Consider the following 18,723-nt stretch of genomic DNA (forward strand, 5'->3'; position numbering starts at 1 on the left):
GACAGGGGACAGGCAATTCTAAAAATATGTGTAGAGGACGCTGTGCCAAGCCATGTCTGGCGCGGTCAGGCGTCTTGCCACTTCGGTAGCCCGGCGACCCGGCTCGCGATGCGAGTGGAGGGTCCGTAGCTTTGCGTCCCTGCCTTTCGACGGGTTTGCCTTTGTCGGTCTACAGATTATTTTATCGAACCTGTGCGTACCTGCAATAGCCCTTGTGGCGGGTTTCGACAAGCAAGCCCGTCCCAGCATAACTGAGACGGGCTTGGTTCATCTAGATTATTTTTCTGCCAAGACTTTTTTCAATTCCTCGTTCAAAACCGGAAGCACCTGGAACAAATCGCCGACGATTCCATAATCGGCAACCTGGAAAATGGGCGCATCCGGATCTTTGTTGATCGCGACGATTACTTTGGAGGACGACATGCCAGCCAGGTGCTGAATCGCGCCGGAAATTCCGGCGGCGATGTACAACTGCGGCGCGACCGTCTTGCCGGTCTGACCGACCTGGGTGCTGTAATCAATCCAGCCCGCGTCCACCGCCGCGCGCGACGCGCCAACCGCCGCGCCCAACGTGTTCGCGAGTTGCTTGACGATTTCAAAGCCCTCAGTGTTCTTGACGCCGCGTCCACCGGACACGACGACCTTGGCTTCTGCGAGGTCAACCGCGACCGATTCCTTCATGACCTTTTCGACGACGCGTGCGCGCGGCGCGGGCAAACTCACCGCGACATTTTCGATCGGCGCGGTAGACGCATTCGTTGACGCTGGCGCGGGTGGAAAGATATTCGGTCGAACGCTCAACATGACTGGCAATGCCTTGGCTTTCACGGTTGCCATCGCCTTGCCCGCGTAAATCGGACGCGTCATCATCAGCGCGCCGTTCTCGATTTTGACGCCGACGCAATCCGTGACGAGACCCCAACCCAGTCGCGCGGCAACACGTGAACCCAGCTCTTTGCCAAAGCCGGTTGCGCCAAACAACACGATGCTGGGGGCGATTTTGCGAATGATTTCGGTCAGCGCGGTCGTGTACGTTTCCGGCGCAAACAGCGCGAGCGCCGAATCATCCACCGCGTACACGTGCGCGATACCGGTCGTCGCGAGCGCCTGCGCGTTCGCAGCGACGTTGCTGCCGATGATTGCCGCGTCCACCGCGCCGCCTAACGCGTGCGCGAGTTCGTTCGCGACGGTGATCAATTCAAACGAGACTTTGCGGAGCGCGCCTTCGCGCTCTTCGGGAACGATTAGAATCTGGTTTGCCATTTCAAATCACCTTCGCTTCTTCGCGCAAGAGACGCGCCAATTCCTTCGCCGCGGTCGCGGCGTCGCCGGCAATCTTTTTGCCGGGCGGGCGCGCGGGCGGCGGGTCCACGCGCACGATCTCGACCTTGGCGTTCAACGACCCTGGGTCAATCCCCAGGTTCGCCGCTTTCCAATCGGCGATCGGTTTTTTCTTCGCGCCCATAATGCCTTTGAGCGAAGGATAACGCGGCTCGTTCAATCCTTGTTGCGCGGTGATGAGCGCGGGCAAACTCGTCTCGGCGACATCGCGATCGCCGTCCACTTCGCGCAGACAGCGCGCCGATTTCTTGTCGTCGCTCAAATCGAGTTTGATCACCGAGTTGACGTGGGGCAGATCGAGGAGTTCGGCGACGCGCAACGCGACCTGGGCGTTGTCTTCGTCCACCGCTTGCTTGCCGGCAAGTACCAGATCGTACTGCATCTTTTTCAACGCGGCGGCAAGCACGACCGCGGTGGTCGTCGCATCGCCGTTGAGGAACGCGGGATCGTTGAGATGCACCGCGTCGTCCGCGCCGAGCGCGAGACCTTTGCGAATCGTCTCTTTCGCTTCTTCCGGTCCCAGGCAAAGCAACGTCACTTTACCGGTGTGCTTTTCGATCAATCGCAGGGCTTCTTCGACGGCGTACTCGTCGTACGGACTGATGATCCATGCAATGCCATCCGTCGCGATTTTACCGTCTTTGATTTGGATGCGCGTTTCTGTGTCGGGGACGCGCTTGATCAGAACCACAATGTTCATCAGCCATTCTCCTTACGCGCAATGTACAGTTAGCGTGGGCTAGGTTTCGCCATCGTTTCCGGCGGCGGAGGTTCGTTCGGAAGTGCGAGCGGAGCAACCTCACTTGCTTGAACGGGTGCAGGGTCAGTAGGTGGTTTTGCGGGCGGCGCGTCGACTTGCTTTGCCGGCGATGGTTCGCTCGGTGTCGGCGCAGGAGACGCGAAAGTGGTATTGCTTGGAACTGCCTCGGTTCGGGGTTTGGGCGCACGTTCTGTCGCGCGCGGTGGCGGCGGGACGATTTTTGAAGACGCCTTCTCGGCTTTGAGAGGTGTCGCGGGCTTGACCGGCTGAGGATGCGCCGTTTCGATTTTGAGTGGCGTCTCGGGTTTGATCGGTTGGACTGTTGTCGTTTCAGTCTTGGGCGTCGCCGCTTTGATCGGCTGAACTGCTGCCGGTTCGGTCTTTGGCGTTACGAGTTCGACGGGCTGGGGCGCGGCAACCTCGGTTGACGCGGTCGCTGTTCGACGCGCGTCGCGACGATAAACCCAATCCATGATAAAGAGTACGATGAAGGTGGTGATGAGCGACACAACTCCGCCGCCCAAAACGAGAATAAAGTCACGGCTCATACGAAATTCTATCCTCTGGTCATGCTGGTCGAATGATCCAGTGTTGATTTCACGCAATCCACCGCGCGGCATCGTGCGCGTTAACGATGATGGAAACAAATCACGAGTGCGGGGGATGTTGGATTTCATTCTACGTCTTTTGCGGATTGTGTCAAATCATTCGACGCTGGACGCCAAACACACGCGAGCACGGCGGATTTGCCGCAATCGCGCCGACCGAGTAAAATCGAACCAAACCTGTTGCGTAGTGATGATACCTTCGCCAATCAAAATACGCGCGCGAAATCGTGGGGCAATTTTCCAAATTGCCAAACAAATCCGTATTCGGCGAAGATATTGTAGTGAGGAAGCATGTTCAATTCGGATGTTCGCATTCTGGAGATCGAACCGTACTTTGCAAACGAAAAAGCCCGCGAGCCATTAAAGTTCGGGGCGTCGGTGATGGACGTGGTCACGTTCTGCCACGTCCGCGTGCGCGTCGAGAACCGGCGCGGTCAAGTCGCGGACGGTTGGGGCGCAATTTTTCTTTCCGATTTTTGGGCGTTCCCGACGCCGCGTATTCCGCACGAAACGCGCGATCACGTGATGCGTCGCGTGACGCAAGAAATTTGCGAACGCTTTGCCGAATACAAAGAGTTCGCGCACCCGCTTGATATTTTTTGGAGCATCGAGCCGGAATTGCAAACGATCAACGCGCGCGTCTGTGCCGAGATGCAATTGCCGGAAACGATGCCGTTTCTCGGCGCGCTCGTCTGCGCGTCGCCGGTGGACGCCGCGCTTCACGACGCGTTCGGCAATGTGAACGGCATTTCGAGTTATGAGGGGTACGGACGCGATTTTGTCGCGCACGATCTCAGCGCATTCCTGGGTGACGCATTTCGGGGACGCTACCTGAGCGAATTTGTGCGCGATGAATTTTCGCCGACGGTCCCGGTCTTTCATCTCGTCGGCGGACTCGACAAACTGCGCGCGAGCGAGGTGAGCGAAAGCGCGCCGCGCGATGGTCGCCCGAATTCGCTCGACGCGTGGATCGAGCAAGATGGCGTTTACTGCCTCAAAGTGAAATTGCGCGGGACGGATCTCGCGTGGGATGTGGCGCGAACGATTGAGGTGTATCGCATCGCGAGCGAAATTTTGATGCGACGAGATCAAAGGGAATTGCACTTGTCGGCGGACACGAACGAGCAGTGCGAATCGCCCGCGTACATTGTCGAGTATCTGCATCATTTGCGCGAACAAGAACCGCGCGCGTACGCCGCGCTCCTCTACGTCGAACAACCGACCGAACGCGATTTGACCGCGCATCGGTTCGACATGCGCGCGATTGCCGCGCTCAAGCCAGTCATCTTGGACGAGAGTCTGACCGGTTTTGCGGAGATGGACATGGCATTGCAACTTGGGTGGTCGGGTGTCGCGCTCAAAACGTGCAAATGCCACTCGATGGCTCTGCTCACCGCCGCGCGCTGTTCGGTCGCGAATATTCCGTACACGGTCCAGGACTTGACAAACCCAGGTTTGTCTCTGCTTCATTCGGTTGGACTCGGCGCGCGGCTCTCGCCATTGATGGGCGTTGAGGCGAACTCGCGCCAGTACTATCCGGACACGTCGCGCCCCGAAGCCACTGTGCACTCGGAAATCGTGAACCTGCATTATGGCGTCGCGCACACTGGTTCGTTGCGCGGGACGGGATTGGGCTATCGAGTCAACGAAATCAAACGAGACATTTTTTCAAAAGGATGAAGGCGGAGGGATGAAGAATGAATTTTTTCATCCTTCATCCCTCACGCGAAGCGTTCATCCTTCAGGAGTCACGATGAATACTAAACAACGCTTTCTCAACGCGATGAATCGCCTGCCCGTTGATCGTCCGCCGGTTGCGAGTGTGGTTACGGCAGTGACGGTCGGGATGATGGACAAGGTCGGCATCCATTGGCCCCAGGCGCATAGCGATGCGAACCAACTCGCGACGCTCGCGGCGACGGTGTGGGAACAATCGCGGATCGAGTGCATCAAACTGCCATTCGATATGAACGTCGAAATCGAAGCCATCGGCGCGCCGATTGATTACGGGAGCGTGGATATTTTGCCGATGGAGGCGACGAACATGTACGATCATCCCGATCAACTCGTCATCCCGGACGATTGGATGAAGCGCGGGCGTGTGCCGGTCGTACTCGACGCGATTAGCCAACTTCGCAAGCGGTACGACAACGAGGTCGCGATTGTCACGTCCATCGTTGGACCATTTTCGATGGCGGGCAAGTTGTTTGGCTTTGGCAACTTTTTTATCTGGCTCGTCGAGAATCCAGAGTTCGTGCATCAAGCGATGGCGAAGCTGAACGACCTCGCGATGCAATACGCGCGGATGCAGGTCGAAGCCGGCGCGGACACGATCACGATTGGTGAGGCGAGTTGCTCCGGCGATCTCGTGTCGCCGCAGGTGTACGCAGAATTCATCATGCCGTACCATCAGAAATTGTGTCCCAGCATACCCGCGCCAAACCTCTTGCACATTTGCGGCAAGTCCACGCGCCACTTGCCGTTCATCGCGCAGACCGGCGCAACCGCATACAACTTTGACGAAGGTGTGGACATTGCCAAGGCGCGCGAGCACATGCACGGCAAGATGGCGCTCATCGGTTATGTGCCGACCGTCAAAACATTTCTCGATGGTACGCCAGACGATGTGTACCAAATGTCAATGCAGTGTCTCGAAAATGGTGTGGACATTCTCGCGCCCGGTTGCTCGATGCCGCCGCACACGACGTTCGAAAATATCGCGGCGATGGTGCGCGCGGCGGACGATTGGGCGAAATGAAAATAACCACAGAGTTCACGAATTTCACAGATTGTTTTTTCTGTGAAATCCGTGGTTTGTTTTTGGAGTGTACGTGTGGGTAAAATTGTGCGCGTGGATGTCGCGCGTTTTGATTACGCACTGGTTGGCGAGTTCAAATTCTTCAAGACGCCTTCTCGTCCCTCGGTGCTCGTGCGGTTGATGGACGAGAACGGCGTGCAGGGCTGGGGGCAGTCCGTCCCAGTCGAATCGTGGACGTACGAAACGCCGGAGACGGTCGAGACGACGCTGCGAAATTATCTCGCGCCCGCAATCCTGGGTGCCGACCCAGCCGACCTCGCTGACATTCACGCGCGGATGAATCGCACAATCACGTCCGCTTTCTCGGTCGGGCAACCGTTGTGCAAAGCCGCGATTGATCTCGCGTGCTACGATTTGTGGGGCAAGCAGACGAATCGCAGTGCGTCCGATCTGCTCGGCGGTGCGAAGCAAGCGCAGATGAAGTTGAGTTGGACGATTCAATCTCCAACCATCGCAGGCATCGAACAGCAACTCGAACAAGGTCGCGCACTGGGTTACGATAGTTTCAACGTCAAACTCGGCGCGCCGCAATCGCCCGAGTACGATCTCGAAATCGTTCGCCAGGTGTGCGCGGTCGCGCCGAACGGTTTTCACTGGGCAGATGCGAACACGCATTACGATCTCGACACCGCGCTCGCCCTCGCGCCTAAACTCGCGGACGCCGGTTTGCGCGCGCTCGAATCACCGTTGCCGGCGACGCGGTTTCGCGATTATCAGCGATTGCGGAAGCAAGGCGCGTTACCGATTCTGATGGACGAAGGCATCATCGCGCCGGACGAGACCGCCGAGTTCATCGCGCTTGGTATGATGGACGGTATCGCGATGAAGGTCGCGCGGTGCGGCGGATTGTGGAACGCGTCGCGCGTTGTCAATCTGCTTCAAGAAAACGGACTGTTGATTTTCGCGTCCGGCTTGTGCGATCCGGATTTATCGCTCGCGGCGTCGTTGCATTTGTTCGCGTGGGCGAACGTGACGACACCGCTCGCGTTGAACGGACCCGAGTACCTCGCGGGGCGGGGTACGACCGATGCGCGCTGGCGCGCGGAACGCAATCAAATTCGCGTGCCGACTGGCGCGGGGTTGGGGATTGTTCCACCCGGTAGGGGCGAGGCATTCGCCTAATCGCGTTGAATACTAGGGCGGTTTTGCATTGGGCGAGCATTTTGCAATGAGTGGTTGATTGCGAATGCCTCGCCCCTATTTTTTCGTACCCAATTTTGACCAAAAGATATTGATTTTCTTTCGTGTGGCTGTTAATATGATATAGGATATATGATATATCTGTGTCAGTGGTCTGAATTTCAACGAAGCAATCAGACGGACAAATGCTAACCTCACTCGAACTCCCCAGGTACCGCACGAAAGAAGAGTACGCCTACGAGATTTTGCGTCGGGCGATTTTGCATTGCGAGCTCAAGCCCGGTGAAAAACTCGTCGTGGATAACCTCTCCACAAAACTTGGTATCAGCCCCATTCCGATTCGAACCGCACTGCAACGATTGCAATCCGATGGTCTCGTCGAAATTACGCCGCATACCGGCGCGGTCGTCTCCGACCTGTCGCCCGACGATTTTGAACCGGTGTCCTTGCTCCTCGAAAAACTCGAAATCCTTGCGTTCGAAGTTGCCGCGCATAAAGCGACCGACGAGGACGTTGCGCGTCTACGTCAGATTGTCGAAGACCTCGGCAAAACGCTCGAGACGAAAGATCTCGAACGCTGGGCGGAGTTGAACATTGAATTTCACCGCACTGTCGCCGGCATCTCGCGCATGAAACTGCTCATCGAATTCTCGAGACGCATTCTCGATACGTGGACGCGACTCCGTCGCTGGTACTTGCCGCCGATCATCGCGCAACTGCCGCAAGCGCAAGCCGAGCATCGCAAAATGGTGGACCTCCTCGCGCGGCATGATGTTGAAGGATTAACCAAGATTGTCGCGCGGCACAGCCAACGCTTGCGGCAGTACGCGCATCAAGCCACGGCGAATATTCCGACCGAAGAACGGTAACGCAACATGTATTGAGAAAGGATAATCCAAATGGCAACTCTAACTGCAACGGCTCAACCCCGCAAGCGTAACTGGATGAACATGATGCTCCAATGGTTGACTCCATTAGCGGGCACATTGCTCTTTTTGCTCATCTGGCAATTTGGTGTGATGTTGTTCAATGTGCCGGCGTACTTTTTGCCCACGCCCACGCGGATTCTGGAAGAGGGCATCAAAGAGTGGTCCAAACTCAGCACGCATAGCTGGATCACGGTCTATGAAATGCTCGCCGGGTATTTTCTCGCCGTGATTGTTGGCGTACCGCTTGCCATCGCAATGACCTCGTCGCGCCGCTTTGACGAATTCGTAACGCCGACGATGCTCTTTTTCCAAGTTGTGCCCAAGATTGCGGTTGCGCCCTTGTTCATCGTTTGGTTCGGCGTTGGCATTACGCCCAAAATTCTGGTTGCGTTTCTGATTTCGTTTTTCCCCATTGTGATTGACACGGCAGTCGGTTTGCGTTCGATTACACCCGACATGATTGACCTCGCGCGCTCGATGGGCGCGAGCACGATGCAAATCTTTCGCGAGTTTCGCTTGCCGACCAGTTTGCCGTACCTGTTCAGCGGTCTCAAAGTCGCGGCGACGCTCGCCGTCGCGGGCGCAGTCGTCGGCGAGTTTGTCGGCGCGGACAAGGGGCTGGGTTATCTCTTGCTCGTCACCAACTCGAATATGCAGACCGCGTTGATGTTCGCGACAATTGTCGTTCTCACGATTATCGGTTTGATTTTCTTCTACATTATCGAATTTCTCGAAACGCTATTGATCCCATGGCACGTCACACAACGCACCAAAGAAGAAGCGCCAACAATGTAGGCAAAAGGGAGGTGGGTAGCACACCAATCGTTCAGCCGATCAAACTGTTGCCGATTCGTTCAATTGACCATCGTAGCAATCGTCTTGCATGGTAAGAGGATTGCAAGTTCAAAATTACTCAAAGAGGAGAAGAACCAAAATGAAAAAGACGTTGATCGTCTCGTTGTTGGTCGCGCTCGTCGCGCTGACCGTAGTGGTGGCATGTGCGCCTGCGCCGACGGCGACGCCGGTTCCCCCGACCAAAGCGCCGGAACCGACCAAAGCTGCTGCCCAGCCCACCGCTGCCCCCGCGCAACCGACTGCCGCGCCCAAGCCAACGGATGCGCCCAAGCCAACTGAAGCACCCAAGCCAACTACCGCCCCCACCGCCGCACCCGTTGTTTTGACCAAGTTCCCCTTCCGTTTGAATTGGACACTGTACGGCGAACATGCCGGGTTCTTTGTTGCGCGTGAAAAAGGATTCTACGCGGAAGAAGGACTGGACGTTGACATTCAAGAAGGCGGCGGATCGGGTGTGGTTGCCGGTCTCGTTGCCAACAACCAAAGCCCGGTCGCGTACATTGATTCGGCGACGATGATCCAGCGCGTCGTCGGCGGTATGCCGATCAAAGCGGTCGCCGTAATGTTGCAACAATCGCCGATGGCATTCATCTATCGCGCCGATGCCGCCAAACCGACCAAGGTTTCGGAAATCAAAGGTTCGCGCATTGCCATCACGCAAGGCGATGCGAGTCTCGCCATCTTCACCGCGTTCCTGGGTAAAGAAGGCTTGAAGTTGGACGATGTCCAATTTGTCATGACTGCAAATCCTCAAGCCAAAGAACAAGCCGTGCTGAACAAGCAAGCGGATGCTCTGCTCGGTTACTTTATGGACCAAGGTCCGCGCATGCAGTTGCAGACCGGCGTCAAGATGGGTTGGACGCGCTTGTACGACATCAATGGCACGAGCACGCTTTCCAGCGCCATCGTCGTCAACAATGAATGGATCAAGGACGCCAAGAACCAGGATGTGTTGAAACGATTCTTGCGCGCGACGCAACGCGGTTGGCAATACACCTCGGAAAATCGCGCGGAAGCGGCGAAGATCTTTATCAAGTACGCGCCGGCGTTCACCGAAGAAATCGCCAAGTTGGAAATTGACGGCACGATGACGATCCTGCAATCGCCGCGCACCAAGGGCAAAGCGCTGGGTTATTCCGACGAAGCGGACTGGAAAGATTCGCAAGACTTGCTCGCCAAGTTTGCGGAGATGAAAGACCCCAAGTCCGATGTCAAAGTGTTCTTTGACAACTCGTTCCTGTCCGAAGCGCCGTACATGCTGAAGAAGTAAAATCCGAACGTGTAGGGGCGGGGGAACCCCGCCCCTACGTAAAGGCAATTATGGCTGAACCTTTCATTCGTCTTCAGAACCTCAACAAGATTTACAAAACTAAAGACGGTGATGTGCACGCCGTCGTAGATGTCAATCTTGACATTAGCAAGTCCGAGTTTGTCGCGGTGGTGGGACCGAGCGGATGCGGCAAAACGACGATTCTCAAAATGCTTGCCGGGCTTGTGCCGTACACGTCCGGCGCAATCACGATTGATGGCAAGCGCGTGGACAAGCCGCAGACCGATGTCGGCATCGTGTTTCAAGACGCGATCATGCTCGATTGGCGCGATGTGTTTTCGAATGTGATGATTCAGATTGACATTCGCAAAATGGATCGCGCGCAAAACACTGCGGTCGCGATGGACCTCCTGAAAAAAGTGGGTTTGGATGGGTTCGAAAAGAAAAAACCGTTCGAATTATCTGGCGGCATGCGTCAGCGTGTTTCCATTTGCCGCGCGCTCGTTCACGATCCACCCTTGCTCTTACTGGACGAACCATTTGGCGCGCTCGACGCGTTGACGCGCGAGCAAATTTCGATGGACATTCAACGCTTGTGGATGGACAAGCGCAAGACGGCGCTGCACATCACGCACTCGATTCCCGAAGCGGTTCTGCTCGCGGATCGCGTGGTCGTGATGAGTCCGCGCCCAGGACGCATCGTCGAGATCATTGACATTGATTTGCCGCGTCCGCGTCGTCTCGACAAACTACCGCCCAAGTTCAACGATTACGCCGGGCACATTCGCGATTTGTTCAAGTCCGCCGGGGTGTTGGCGATGGATTGACGGAATGCGAAATCGAATTGCAAATTACATGTGATGGTACTGATGGCTAGCTATTTGTTCGCTCAACTCAATGAGATCAATCAACAACGCTGTCCCTGTGGATTCACGCGCCGCGCGTTCGTGTCGCCGGACAATCCGACCGCGACGGTTCATCTGCTCGATGTCGAATCGGACGCGCAGGTGCACTATCACAAAACGCTGACCGAGATTTATTTGATTCTCGAAGGCGAAGGCGCGTTGGAGTTGGACGGCGCGCGTGTGCCGGTCAAACCGATGAGCGCGGTGATGATCAAACCTGGGTGTCGCCATCGCGCGCTCGGCAAACTTCGCATCGCGATCATTCCGATCCCCGCGTTCGATCCCAGCGACGAGTGGTTCGATTAGATGTCGCGTGATTGGAAAAGCGTCGCCGGGGCGTGGCTCGGCGCGGGACTTGCGCGCGGGTGCGCTTCTGTTTGTTTCGATGTTCGGCGCGATGGCGCTGATTTTTATTCGTAAAGGGAAAGGGTATGATTCGAGTTGCTATCATCGGCGCCGGCTCGATTGCCGACACACACATCGAAGCGTTTCTGAAATTTTCCGAGCGTTGCGAGATTGTCGCGCTCGCGGATATTTATCCGGACAAGATCGCGGAGAAAATCCAAAAGTACAACTTGAATGCCAAGGCGTACCGCGATCATCGCGCGTTGCTCGACGACGCGCGGTGCGATCTCGTCGCGATTTGCGCGCCGCCGTTCGCGCACGCGCCCGCGACGATTGACGCGCTCAACGCGGGCAAGCACGTCTTCGTCGAAAAACCGATGGCGACCTGCCTCGCCGAGTGCGATCAAATGATCGCGGCGGCGCGCGCGAACAAGCGATTGCTTTCGGTCGTCGCGCAAAATCGGTACCGCACGCCGCTGATGAAACTGAAACAGATCGTCGCATCCGGTATCATCGGCGACATTCGCCACGCACAAGTAGATTCGTTTTGGTGGCGTGGCGCGAATTATTACGATTTGTGGTGGCGCGGCACTTGGGAAAAAGAGGGCGGCGGGTGTACGATCAATCACGCCGTCCATCAAATTGATTTGTTTCAATGGATCGTCGGCATGCCGCAATCGCTCCAAGCAATGGTCGCGAACATCGCGCACCCGAATTCCGAAGTCGAAGATTTTTCGACGACGGTGTTGTTCTACGCCAATGGCGCGATTGGGCAGGTGAACGCGTCGCTTGTGCATCACGGCGAGCCGCAGCAACTCGTCGTGCAAGGCGCGTGTGCGACGGTAGGCGTACCCTGGAAAGTGAAAGCATCGCGCCAACGCGACAATGGTTTTCCGGAGGACGCTCCCGCGCTCGCGGCGCAGATTCAAGCGATGTATGAGCATCTCCCTGTTCTCGCGCATGAAAAGCACGCCGGACAAATTGCAAACGTTCTCGCGGCGATTGAGGGTCGCGAGGAATTGTTGATTGACGGAATCGTCGGACGGAACACGATTGAACTCGTGACCGCGATCTATTTTTCCGGATTCACCAACTCGCGCGTGGGGCTGCCGCTCGCGTCGGATAATCCGTTCTACACGCGCGAAGGCATTCTCGCGAACGTCAAGCGCTTTCACCAGAAAACTAAGAGCGTCGAAAATTTTGCGGACAGCCCGATCATCGTCGGCGCTGCAAGCGATGAGAAGAAATGAATATTAGACCTTCGAGGCGCTAGCGCGAAAACCTTGGAGGTCTGGATAACCGCCATGACCACATTTCAAAAAGCAGACGGCGCGAGTTACGCGCCCAAAGGCAAGGCAAACATCGTCGTCGGCAAGGGCGAATTCCGGTTTGCCGCAATCGGACTCGATCACGGGCACATTTTCGGAATGTGTAACGGCTTGATCGAAGCCGGCGCGGAACTCGCGTGGGTGTACGACCCAGACCCGGAAAAGGTCGCGGATTTTTGCAAGACATTCACTGCCGTGCGCGTCGCGCGATCCGAACAAGAAATAATGGACGATGCGACGATCAAACTTGTCGCGAGCGCGGCGGTCGCGTCGGAGCGTTGCGCGTTGGGTTTGCGCGCGATGGACGCCGGCAAGGATTATTTCGCGGACAAGCCGCCGCTCACGACGCTCGCACAACTCGACGCGGCGAAGGCAAAGGTACAGACGACCGGGCGAAAGTACGCGGCGTACTATTCCGAGCGCATCCACGTCGAAGCCGCGATCTATGCGGGTGAGTTGATCCAGTCCGGCGCGATTGGGCGCGTGATTCAGGTCATCGGCATGGGACCGCATCGCATTAGTTTGACGACGCGCCCCGCGTGGTTTTTCGAAAAAGACAAGTACGGCGGAATTTTGTGCGACATTGGTTCGCATCAAATCGAGCAATTTTTATTTTACGCCGGCGCAAAGGATGCCCAGGTTTTGCACAGCAAGGTCGCCAATTATCATCACCCCGACTATCCGGGCTTGGAAGATTTTGGCGATGCGACGCTCGTCGCGGATAATGGGGCGACCCAGTATTTTCGCGTGGACTGGTTCACGCCGAACGGGCTGGGTTCGTGGGGCGATGGACGCACGTTCATTCTCGGTACAGATGGCTACATCGAACTTCGCAAGTATCTCGACGTGGCGCGCGAATCGGAAGGCGATCACGTTTATCTCGTAGATCACCAGGGCGAGCATCACATTCCGGTTCACGGCAAGGTTGGTTATCCCTTCTTCGGTCAACTGATTCTCGATTGTTTGAATCGCACCGAGAACGCGATGACGCAAGCGCACACGTTCAAGGCAATCGAGTTGGCGATTCGCGCGGAGATGCAAGCGTTGAAGGTGGCGTAGGGCGGATAGCGGATGGCGAATGGCGTGATGCGTGAAAGGAGGGGGCGATGAGTGAAAAGAGTGACGACCTAATTTGGCAAGTGCGCGCGTTTGTCTACGAACATTTCGCCGCGACGACACGACCGCCGACGATAGATGAAGCGGCAACGCGATTTGGGTTGACGCCGGAGCATGCCGCGACGATCTACGTTGAACTTGGTCAACGGCACGCGATCTTTCTTGACCCAGGTACACACAACATTCGGATGGCGAATCCGTTTTCCGCGATTCCTACGTCGTTCCAGGTTCACGCGAACGGAAAAACGTACTGGGCGAATTGTGCCTGGGATTCGCTGGGCATTCCTGCCGCGCTCCACACGGATGCAACCATCGAAGCGATGTGCGCGGAAAATCAACAACCGATTGCGTTACGTGTGCAGAATGGTCAGGTGGTGAGCGGCGATGAGCGCGTGCATTTTCTTGTGCCGTTTCGCCGCTGGTATGATGATTTGATTCGGACTTGAGCGACGATTCTTCTCTTCCGGTCGGAAGACGCAGTGGACCGTTTGTGCGCGGTCAATAAACTGACGCGCGGCGAAATACTCACGGTTGCTCAAGTCTGGGAACTCTCGAAATTGTGGTATCACAATCGAATGATGCTCGAATATCACGGAAGAACCGTCGTCGAAGTTGAAGCAATTTTCAAACAACTCGGTTTGACATCGTCGTTTTGGTATATGGAGTTGCAATGACAACGCTCGAAGCCAAACTCACCCGCACGTTCGATTTCGCGGGCAAGCAGCTCAAATATCTCATCGAAACGTATCCGCGCCTATTGCCGATGTACACGATGAACGGCAAGTGGAAACACAGCGGCGAGTCGTGGACGAACTGGTGCGAAGGATTTCTCGGCGGGCAGTTGTGGTTGATGTTCCAACATACCGGCGACGCGCGCTTCGCGTGGCGCGCCAAAGCCGAATACTATTCGCGCCTCATCGAAGAACGTAAAGATGATCGCAACGTGCACGATCTGGGATTTCTCTTCTGGTCAACGTGGAAACGCTGGTACGATGTGACCGGCGATCCAGTGATCAACGACGTGGTCGTCCACGCGGGCAAAACGTTGTCGTTGCGTTTCAAAGAAAAAGGTCAATACTTGCGTTCGTTCGTTTCGGATGAAAGTTGCTTCATTGACATTATGATGAATGTCGGCATCATTTTCTACGCGGCGCAACAATTGAACGACGCCGATATGCTCCGCAAGGCGACCCAGCATTGTCTCACGACGCGCAAGTACCTGGTGCGTGGCGATGGCAGTACGTCGCACGAAGGAATCTTTGACACGAACACCGGCGAATTTCTCCGGCAAACGACGCATCAAGGTTTTCGCAATGATTCATCCTGGGCGCGTGGATTGACCTGGGCGTTGTACGGATTCGGCGCCGCGTACTCGTTCACGCGCGACGAGCGCTTGTTGCAAACCGCTGAGGCGTGCGCGAATTTCTACATCGAGCGCACACCCGCGCATGGCGTCCCGCCGAACGACTGGGACGAGCCGAATCCCAAACTGCCGTACGAAAGTTCCGCCGCCGCGATTGCCGCGAGCGGAATGTGGAATCTTGCGAAACTCACGGGCGACACGGCGCGCGCGCGCCTGTATCGCGATTACGCGCTAAACATTCTCGACACGCTCACCGAGCCGGAATTTCTCGCGATGGAAACGCCGGGCTGGGAAGGCATTTTGAAGCACGGGATGTACCATCAACGCAAAGGTCTGGGCGTGGACGAAAGCGTGATGTGGGGCGAGTATTTCTTCCTTGAGGCAGTCTATAAAGTTTTGCACGAGGGGCAGTGACAGGTAGACAGGGAGACAAGTAAACCTGTCTCCCTGTCTACCTGTTTACCCCCTCCTTCTGAAAGGCATCGGAGATGACAGATAAAATCGCGCTCGTCACCGGCGCGGCGCGCGGAATTGGTCGCGGGATTGCGGTTGCACTCGCCGCGCGCGGTTGGGGGATTGTCGTCAATTATCGCGGCAACGCGGACGCGGCGGCGGAGGCATTGCGCTTAATCGTCCAAGCTGGTGGGCGCGGCATCATCGTGCAGGGCGACGTTGCGGTTACACAAGACAGAGAGCGCCTCGTCGCCGCGACGCTCGAACATTTCGGTCATGTTGATTTGCTCGTGAACAATGCGGGTATGGCGCCGCGCGTGCGTACCGACATGCTTCAGGTTGGCGAAGCGAGTTACGACGAAGTGATGGCGACGAATTTGAAGGGACCATTTTTCCTGACACAACTCGTCGCGCGGAAAATGATCGAACTCAAAACGCCGAACGCGAAAATCGTCAATATCGGTTCGCTCAGCGCGTACGCCAGCAGTCCCAATCGCGCCGAGTACTGCGTCTCGAAAGCCGGCGTCGCGATGATGACCGCGCTCTTTGCGGATCGCCTCGCCGAGTACGGCATCAACGTTTACGAAATTCGTCCTGGGATCATCGAAACGGATTTGACAAGTGTGGTCAAAGCCAAGTACGACAAGCTGATCGCCGAAGGATTATTGCCGATCAAACACTGGGGGCAGCCGGATGACGTTGCGCGCGCGGTCGTCGCGATTGCCGAAGACGCGCTGCCGTACTCGACCGGCGAAGTAATCAACGTGGACGGCGGATTTCATTTGCGAAGATTGTGATGCCAGCATTCAGTGTTCAGTATTCAGAAACTGAACACTGAACACTGAACACTGAATACTGAATACTGGAGTACTCATGCCTTCATACCCTCGAATCGCTTCATTCAAAACCACCGACGCGTTTCGCAAGCACTTGGTCGCGTCGAACATCGCGCTGGAATTGGACGACGCGATTCAATCTGGCGCGGACGCGCCGCTCGCGCAATCGTACCGCTTGCCGAACGGTTTCGTCGTCGGCAATCGTTTCGCGGTTGCGCCGATGGAGGGCTGGGACGGCACGCGCGATGGTCGTCCGAGCGAGTTGACGATGCGGCGTTGGCAACGGTTTGGTTTGAGCGGCGCGAAATTTATTTGGGGTGGCGAAGCAGTCGCCGTGCGGCACGACGGACGCGCGAACCCGCTTCAGTTGACCGCGAAACCGGAATTTCTGCGCGAGTTTGTCCAACTGCGCGAGGGACTCGTTGACGCGCATCGCGAGCGATTTGGGAACGCCGACGATTTGTGGATCGGTTTGCAGTTGACGCACTCGGGACGGTTTTGTCGTCCGAACGACAAGAAGAAACTCGAACCGATGATCGCGTATCATCATCCGATTTTGGATCGCAAGTTCGGCGTGCCGCCGGATTATCCGGTGTTGAGCGACGGCGACATCGCGCGTTTGATCGAGGATTTCGTCGCCGCCGCGCAATTCGCGCAACGCGCCGGTTTTCACTTTGTGGATATCAAACACTGTCACGGATACCTGGGTCACGAGTTGTTGAGCGCGCATGATCGCCCCGGCAAGTACGGCGGCAGTTTCGAAAATCGGACGCGCTACGCGCGCGAGATTATCGCGGGCATTCGCGCGAACGCGCCGGGGCTGGAGATTGGCGTGCGTTTGAGTGCGTGGGATTTTGTGCCGTTCAAGCCAGGCATGGATGGGGTGGGCGAACCGGAATCGTGCGAGAAACCGTACCGCTACGCGTTCGGCGGCGACGGTACCGGGTTGGGGATTGACCTCGCCGAGCCGAAAAAATTTCTCGATCTGCTCGCTTCGCTCGATGTGAAAATGGTGTGCGTCACGTGTGCGAGTCCGTACTACAATCCGCACCTGATGCGCCCCGCGACGTTTCCGCCGTCCGATGGGTATCAGCCGCCCGAAGACCCGCTCGTTGGCGTCGCGCGACAAGTCAACGCGGCAACCGAATTGAAAGCGCATTGTCCCGATATGACGATCATCGGCTCGACGTACTCGTACCTACAGGAATTTTTGCCGAACGTCGCGCAGAATGTCGTCCGCACTGGCAAAGCGGATTTCGTCGCGCTGGGTCGGATGGTGTTGACGTACCCGGAAATGTGCGCGGATGTACTCGCCGGTCGCGCGCTCGAACGCAAGCGGATTTGCCGCACGTTCAGCGATTGCACGACCGCGCCGCGCAATGGCATTGTCTCCGGCTGTTACCCGCTCGACGAGTTTTACAAGACGAGCGAGGAAGCGAAGGCGCTCGCGGCAGTCAAGGGGAAGTGAGATTTGGACGCGGATGAACGCGGACAAACGCGGATTATTTTTTTCGTCCGCGTCCGACATGATGGTTTCTTGTTTGGTTTCGACTTGTCCGAATAAGGTTGCTGGTAGCAATGTTATACGGTCGAGTGTTCCCAGTAATTGATTGCCAAGCCGCGCGGATCGAGTGCGGTTTGAAATTCGCGCAATTCGTCCGAATCCAATTCGCCCCACAGCACAATCGTTTTGTTATGCGCTTGGATCGTGCGGCACGTTGCCAGGATGGATTCCTTTTCCCAGACGCCGGTCTCGCGATCCAAGTGAATTTCGATGCCGCGTAATTCTGGGGTCGTGATGAGCGATGCGACGTGGCGCAACCCGGTCGCGTGAGTGTGTACGATGGAATACGGGAACGCGCTCAAGACTTGGCGATCTGCCTCCAAAAAATGTTCGCGGTACATTTTGATGGAGAACAGACTCGACGCGTCAACTTGGTAATCAATGACCGGTTCGGGGGCGTAGACGCGCCACGCTGAAACATAGCCCGCGTTCCATCGCTGGCGCAATTCCACACCGCGTTGTGCCACCGCGACCCAGGTTTGCGCGAACCTGTCCGCGAGCGAATGTAAAGCATCGGGAGCATCGTAGACGGCGGTGCACAGCTGTGCTTCGCCAAAATACGCGGCGAGCATATCTACGACGCCGCGCATGTGCCATTGTCGCACGGCGAGTTGCCCCTGCGTGGCTTGGTCGGCGCGCGCGAGCATACGCACCATCACCGCGAACCATTCCGATTTGAGCGCGGCATCCATCGAGAAATTTTCGGCGGCTTGACGCAAATCAATCCCAGGACTCTTGGCGACGCATCCAAATGCCGAGGCGTGAATCGAACAACCGATTACGGATTCCATCCATGCGGTTGGAAATACGTTGCCGACCGACTCGATCATATCGTCTTGCGCCCAGTGAGACAATGGGCGATCCAAACCCAGTAAGCGATCAAGGTCTATGTCGTCCGGCGCGATCGAGGTTGGCTCGGTGATGTCGCGTCCGCGCAGAGGGTACGGCTTGCCACCCCAGTACGGTTGCGCCATTTTGCTAACGAGCGCAGTTGTATTGGCGCGTTGCCAAAATGCGCGATGCTTGTTCAAGAGCGACGATGGGTCGTTGAAACTTTCGGCATTCATGCGTTGCTCCTTCCGTATTGCATAG

19 protein-coding genes and 1 riboswitch are annotated in these 18,723 nt (G+C 56.6%); of the genes, 15 read left to right on the top strand and 4 right to left on the bottom strand.

Annotated elements, in window-relative coordinates; translation table 11 throughout:
• Window positions 1-81: 81 nt before the first annotated feature.
• Window positions 82-170: riboswitch (cyclic di-GMP riboswitch) on the bottom strand.
• A 106-nt stretch (window positions 171-276) separates the two neighbouring features.
• The 3 genes from HY868_04240 to HY868_04250 are packed head-to-tail and all read right to left on the bottom strand — an operon-like array spanning window position 277 to window position 2,649.
• Complete coding sequence (locus HY868_04240) at window positions 277-1,263, bottom strand: electron transfer flavoprotein subunit alpha/FixB family protein (protein ID MBI5301325.1); 987 nt, start codon at window positions 1,261-1,263, stop codon at window positions 277-279.
• 1 nt (window position 1,264) lies between these two features.
• A complete protein-coding gene (locus HY868_04245) occupies window positions 1,265-2,041 on the bottom strand; it encodes an electron transfer flavoprotein subunit beta/FixA family protein (GenBank protein MBI5301326.1) in 777 nt (258 codons plus the stop codon).
• 29 nt (window positions 2,042-2,070) lie between these two features.
• Window positions 2,071-2,649, bottom strand: a complete 579-nt coding sequence (locus HY868_04250) for a hypothetical protein (protein ID MBI5301327.1) — start codon at window positions 2,647-2,649, stop codon at window positions 2,071-2,073.
• 351 nt (window positions 2,650-3,000) lie between these two features.
• Here HY868_04250 and HY868_04255 point away from each other — a divergent pair, with 351 nt between their 5' ends.
• The 15 genes from HY868_04255 (at window position 3,001) to HY868_04325 (ending at window position 17,535) form a co-directional block, all read left to right on the top strand.
• Window positions 3,001-4,389, top strand: a complete 1,389-nt coding sequence (locus HY868_04255) for a hypothetical protein (GenBank protein ID MBI5301328.1) — start codon at window positions 3,001-3,003, stop codon at window positions 4,387-4,389.
• Between the two features lie 73 nt (window positions 4,390-4,462).
• Entirely contained in the window at window positions 4,463-5,467 is a 1,005-nt protein-coding gene (locus HY868_04260; protein MBI5301329.1) for an MtaA/CmuA family methyltransferase, read from the top strand.
• Window positions 5,468-5,542: 75 nt separating this feature from the next.
• A complete protein-coding gene (locus HY868_04265; protein MBI5301330.1) occupies window positions 5,543-6,649 on the top strand; it encodes a hypothetical protein in 1,107 nt (368 codons plus the stop codon).
• Window positions 6,650-6,852: 203 nt separating this feature from the next.
• Entirely contained in the window at window positions 6,853-7,536 is a 684-nt protein-coding gene (locus HY868_04270) for a GntR family transcriptional regulator (GenBank protein ID MBI5301331.1), read from the top strand.
• 30 nt (window positions 7,537-7,566) lie between these two features.
• Window positions 7,567-8,391 carry an ABC transporter permease gene (locus tag HY868_04275; protein ID MBI5301332.1) on the top strand — a complete coding sequence of 275 codons (825 nt, stop codon included), beginning with the start codon at window positions 7,567-7,569 and terminating at the stop codon, window positions 8,389-8,391.
• 139 nt (window positions 8,392-8,530) lie between these two features.
• Window positions 8,531-9,721, top strand: a complete 1,191-nt coding sequence (locus tag HY868_04280; protein MBI5301333.1) for an ABC transporter substrate-binding protein — start codon at window positions 8,531-8,533, stop codon at window positions 9,719-9,721.
• A gap of 50 nt (window positions 9,722-9,771) precedes the next feature.
• On the top strand, window positions 9,772-10,548 hold the full coding sequence (locus tag HY868_04285; GenBank protein MBI5301334.1) for an ABC transporter ATP-binding protein: 777 nt from the start codon (window positions 9,772-9,774) through the stop codon (window positions 10,546-10,548).
• Window positions 10,549-10,590: 42 nt separating this feature from the next.
• Complete coding sequence (locus HY868_04290) at window positions 10,591-10,932, top strand: cupin domain-containing protein (GenBank protein MBI5301335.1); 342 nt, start codon at window positions 10,591-10,593, stop codon at window positions 10,930-10,932.
• 125 nt (window positions 10,933-11,057) lie between these two features.
• Complete coding sequence (locus HY868_04295) at window positions 11,058-12,221, top strand: Gfo/Idh/MocA family oxidoreductase (protein ID MBI5301336.1); 1,164 nt, start codon at window positions 11,058-11,060, stop codon at window positions 12,219-12,221.
• A 54-nt stretch (window positions 12,222-12,275) separates the two neighbouring features.
• The gene (locus HY868_04300; GenBank protein MBI5301337.1) at window positions 12,276-13,358 is read left to right on the top strand and encodes a Gfo/Idh/MocA family oxidoreductase; all 1,083 of its coding nucleotides are present in this window, start codon (window positions 12,276-12,278) and stop codon (window positions 13,356-13,358) included.
• A 47-nt stretch (window positions 13,359-13,405) separates the two neighbouring features.
• A complete protein-coding gene (locus HY868_04305; GenBank protein ID MBI5301338.1) occupies window positions 13,406-13,861 on the top strand; it encodes a hypothetical protein in 456 nt (151 codons plus the stop codon).
• A 33-nt stretch (window positions 13,862-13,894) separates the two neighbouring features.
• Window positions 13,895-14,089: a hypothetical protein gene (locus HY868_04310; protein MBI5301339.1), complete on the top strand. Its 195-nt coding sequence runs from the start codon at window positions 13,895-13,897 to the stop codon at window positions 14,087-14,089.
• Window positions 14,086-15,192 carry a glycoside hydrolase family 88 protein gene (locus HY868_04315; GenBank protein ID MBI5301340.1) on the top strand — a complete coding sequence of 369 codons (1,107 nt, stop codon included), beginning with the start codon at window positions 14,086-14,088 and terminating at the stop codon, window positions 15,190-15,192. The genes HY868_04310 and HY868_04315 overlap by 4 nt, the downstream gene beginning before the upstream one ends.
• 74 nt (window positions 15,193-15,266) lie before the next feature.
• Complete coding sequence (locus HY868_04320; protein MBI5301341.1) at window positions 15,267-16,028, top strand: 3-ketoacyl-ACP reductase; 762 nt, start codon at window positions 15,267-15,269, stop codon at window positions 16,026-16,028.
• Window positions 16,029-16,104: 76 nt separating this feature from the next.
• Window positions 16,105-17,535 (top strand): NADH:flavin oxidoreductase, encoded by a 1,431-nt coding sequence (locus HY868_04325; protein ID MBI5301342.1) that lies wholly within the window; start codon window positions 16,105-16,107, stop codon window positions 17,533-17,535.
• A 113-nt stretch (window positions 17,536-17,648) separates the two neighbouring features.
• On the opposite strand, the gene HY868_04330 is transcribed toward HY868_04325, so the two are convergent.
• On the bottom strand, window positions 17,649-18,698 hold the full coding sequence (locus HY868_04330) for a hypothetical protein (protein ID MBI5301343.1): 1,050 nt from the start codon (window positions 18,696-18,698) through the stop codon (window positions 17,649-17,651).
• Between the last annotated feature and the right edge of the window lie 25 nt (window positions 18,699-18,723).

Source organism: Chloroflexota bacterium (genome assembly GCA_016219275.1).
Lineage (GTDB): Bacteria > Chloroflexota > Anaerolineae > UBA4142 > UBA4142 > JACRBM01.

What these genes read in the sequence shown, in the direction of transcription:
- HY868_04240 (MBI5301325.1), bottom strand. Translation starts at nt 1,263, where the DNA reads ATGGCAAACCAGATTCTAATCGTTCCCGAAGAGCGCGAAGGCGCGCTC.
- HY868_04245 (MBI5301326.1), bottom strand. Translation starts at nt 2,041, where the DNA reads ATGAACATTGTGGTTCTGATCAAGCGCGTCCCCGACACAGAAACGCGC.
- HY868_04250 (MBI5301327.1), bottom strand. Translation starts at nt 2,649, where the DNA reads ATGAGCCGTGACTTTATTCTCGTTTTGGGCGGCGGAGTTGTGTCGCTC.
- HY868_04255 (MBI5301328.1), top strand. Translation starts at nt 3,001, where the DNA reads ATGTTCAATTCGGATGTTCGCATTCTGGAGATCGAACCGTACTTTGCA.
- HY868_04260 (MBI5301329.1), top strand. Translation starts at nt 4,463, where the DNA reads ATGAATACTAAACAACGCTTTCTCAACGCGATGAATCGCCTGCCCGTT.
- HY868_04270 (MBI5301331.1), top strand. Translation starts at nt 6,853, where the DNA reads ATGCTAACCTCACTCGAACTCCCCAGGTACCGCACGAAAGAAGAGTAC.
- HY868_04275 (MBI5301332.1), top strand. Translation starts at nt 7,567, where the DNA reads ATGGCAACTCTAACTGCAACGGCTCAACCCCGCAAGCGTAACTGGATG.
- HY868_04280 (MBI5301333.1), top strand. Translation starts at nt 8,531, where the DNA reads ATGAAAAAGACGTTGATCGTCTCGTTGTTGGTCGCGCTCGTCGCGCTG.
- HY868_04285 (MBI5301334.1), top strand. Translation starts at nt 9,772, where the DNA reads ATGGCTGAACCTTTCATTCGTCTTCAGAACCTCAACAAGATTTACAAA.
- HY868_04290 (MBI5301335.1), top strand. Translation starts at nt 10,591, where the DNA reads ATGGCTAGCTATTTGTTCGCTCAACTCAATGAGATCAATCAACAACGC.
- HY868_04295 (MBI5301336.1), top strand. Translation starts at nt 11,058, where the DNA reads ATGATTCGAGTTGCTATCATCGGCGCCGGCTCGATTGCCGACACACAC.
- HY868_04300 (MBI5301337.1), top strand. Translation starts at nt 12,276, where the DNA reads ATGACCACATTTCAAAAAGCAGACGGCGCGAGTTACGCGCCCAAAGGC.
- HY868_04305 (MBI5301338.1), top strand. Translation starts at nt 13,406, where the DNA reads ATGAGTGAAAAGAGTGACGACCTAATTTGGCAAGTGCGCGCGTTTGTC.
- HY868_04315 (MBI5301340.1), top strand. Translation starts at nt 14,086, where the DNA reads ATGACAACGCTCGAAGCCAAACTCACCCGCACGTTCGATTTCGCGGGC.
- HY868_04320 (MBI5301341.1), top strand. Translation starts at nt 15,267, where the DNA reads ATGACAGATAAAATCGCGCTCGTCACCGGCGCGGCGCGCGGAATTGGT.
- HY868_04325 (MBI5301342.1), top strand. Translation starts at nt 16,105, where the DNA reads ATGCCTTCATACCCTCGAATCGCTTCATTCAAAACCACCGACGCGTTT.
- HY868_04330 (MBI5301343.1), bottom strand. Translation starts at nt 18,698, where the DNA reads ATGAATGCCGAAAGTTTCAACGACCCATCGTCGCTCTTGAACAAGCAT.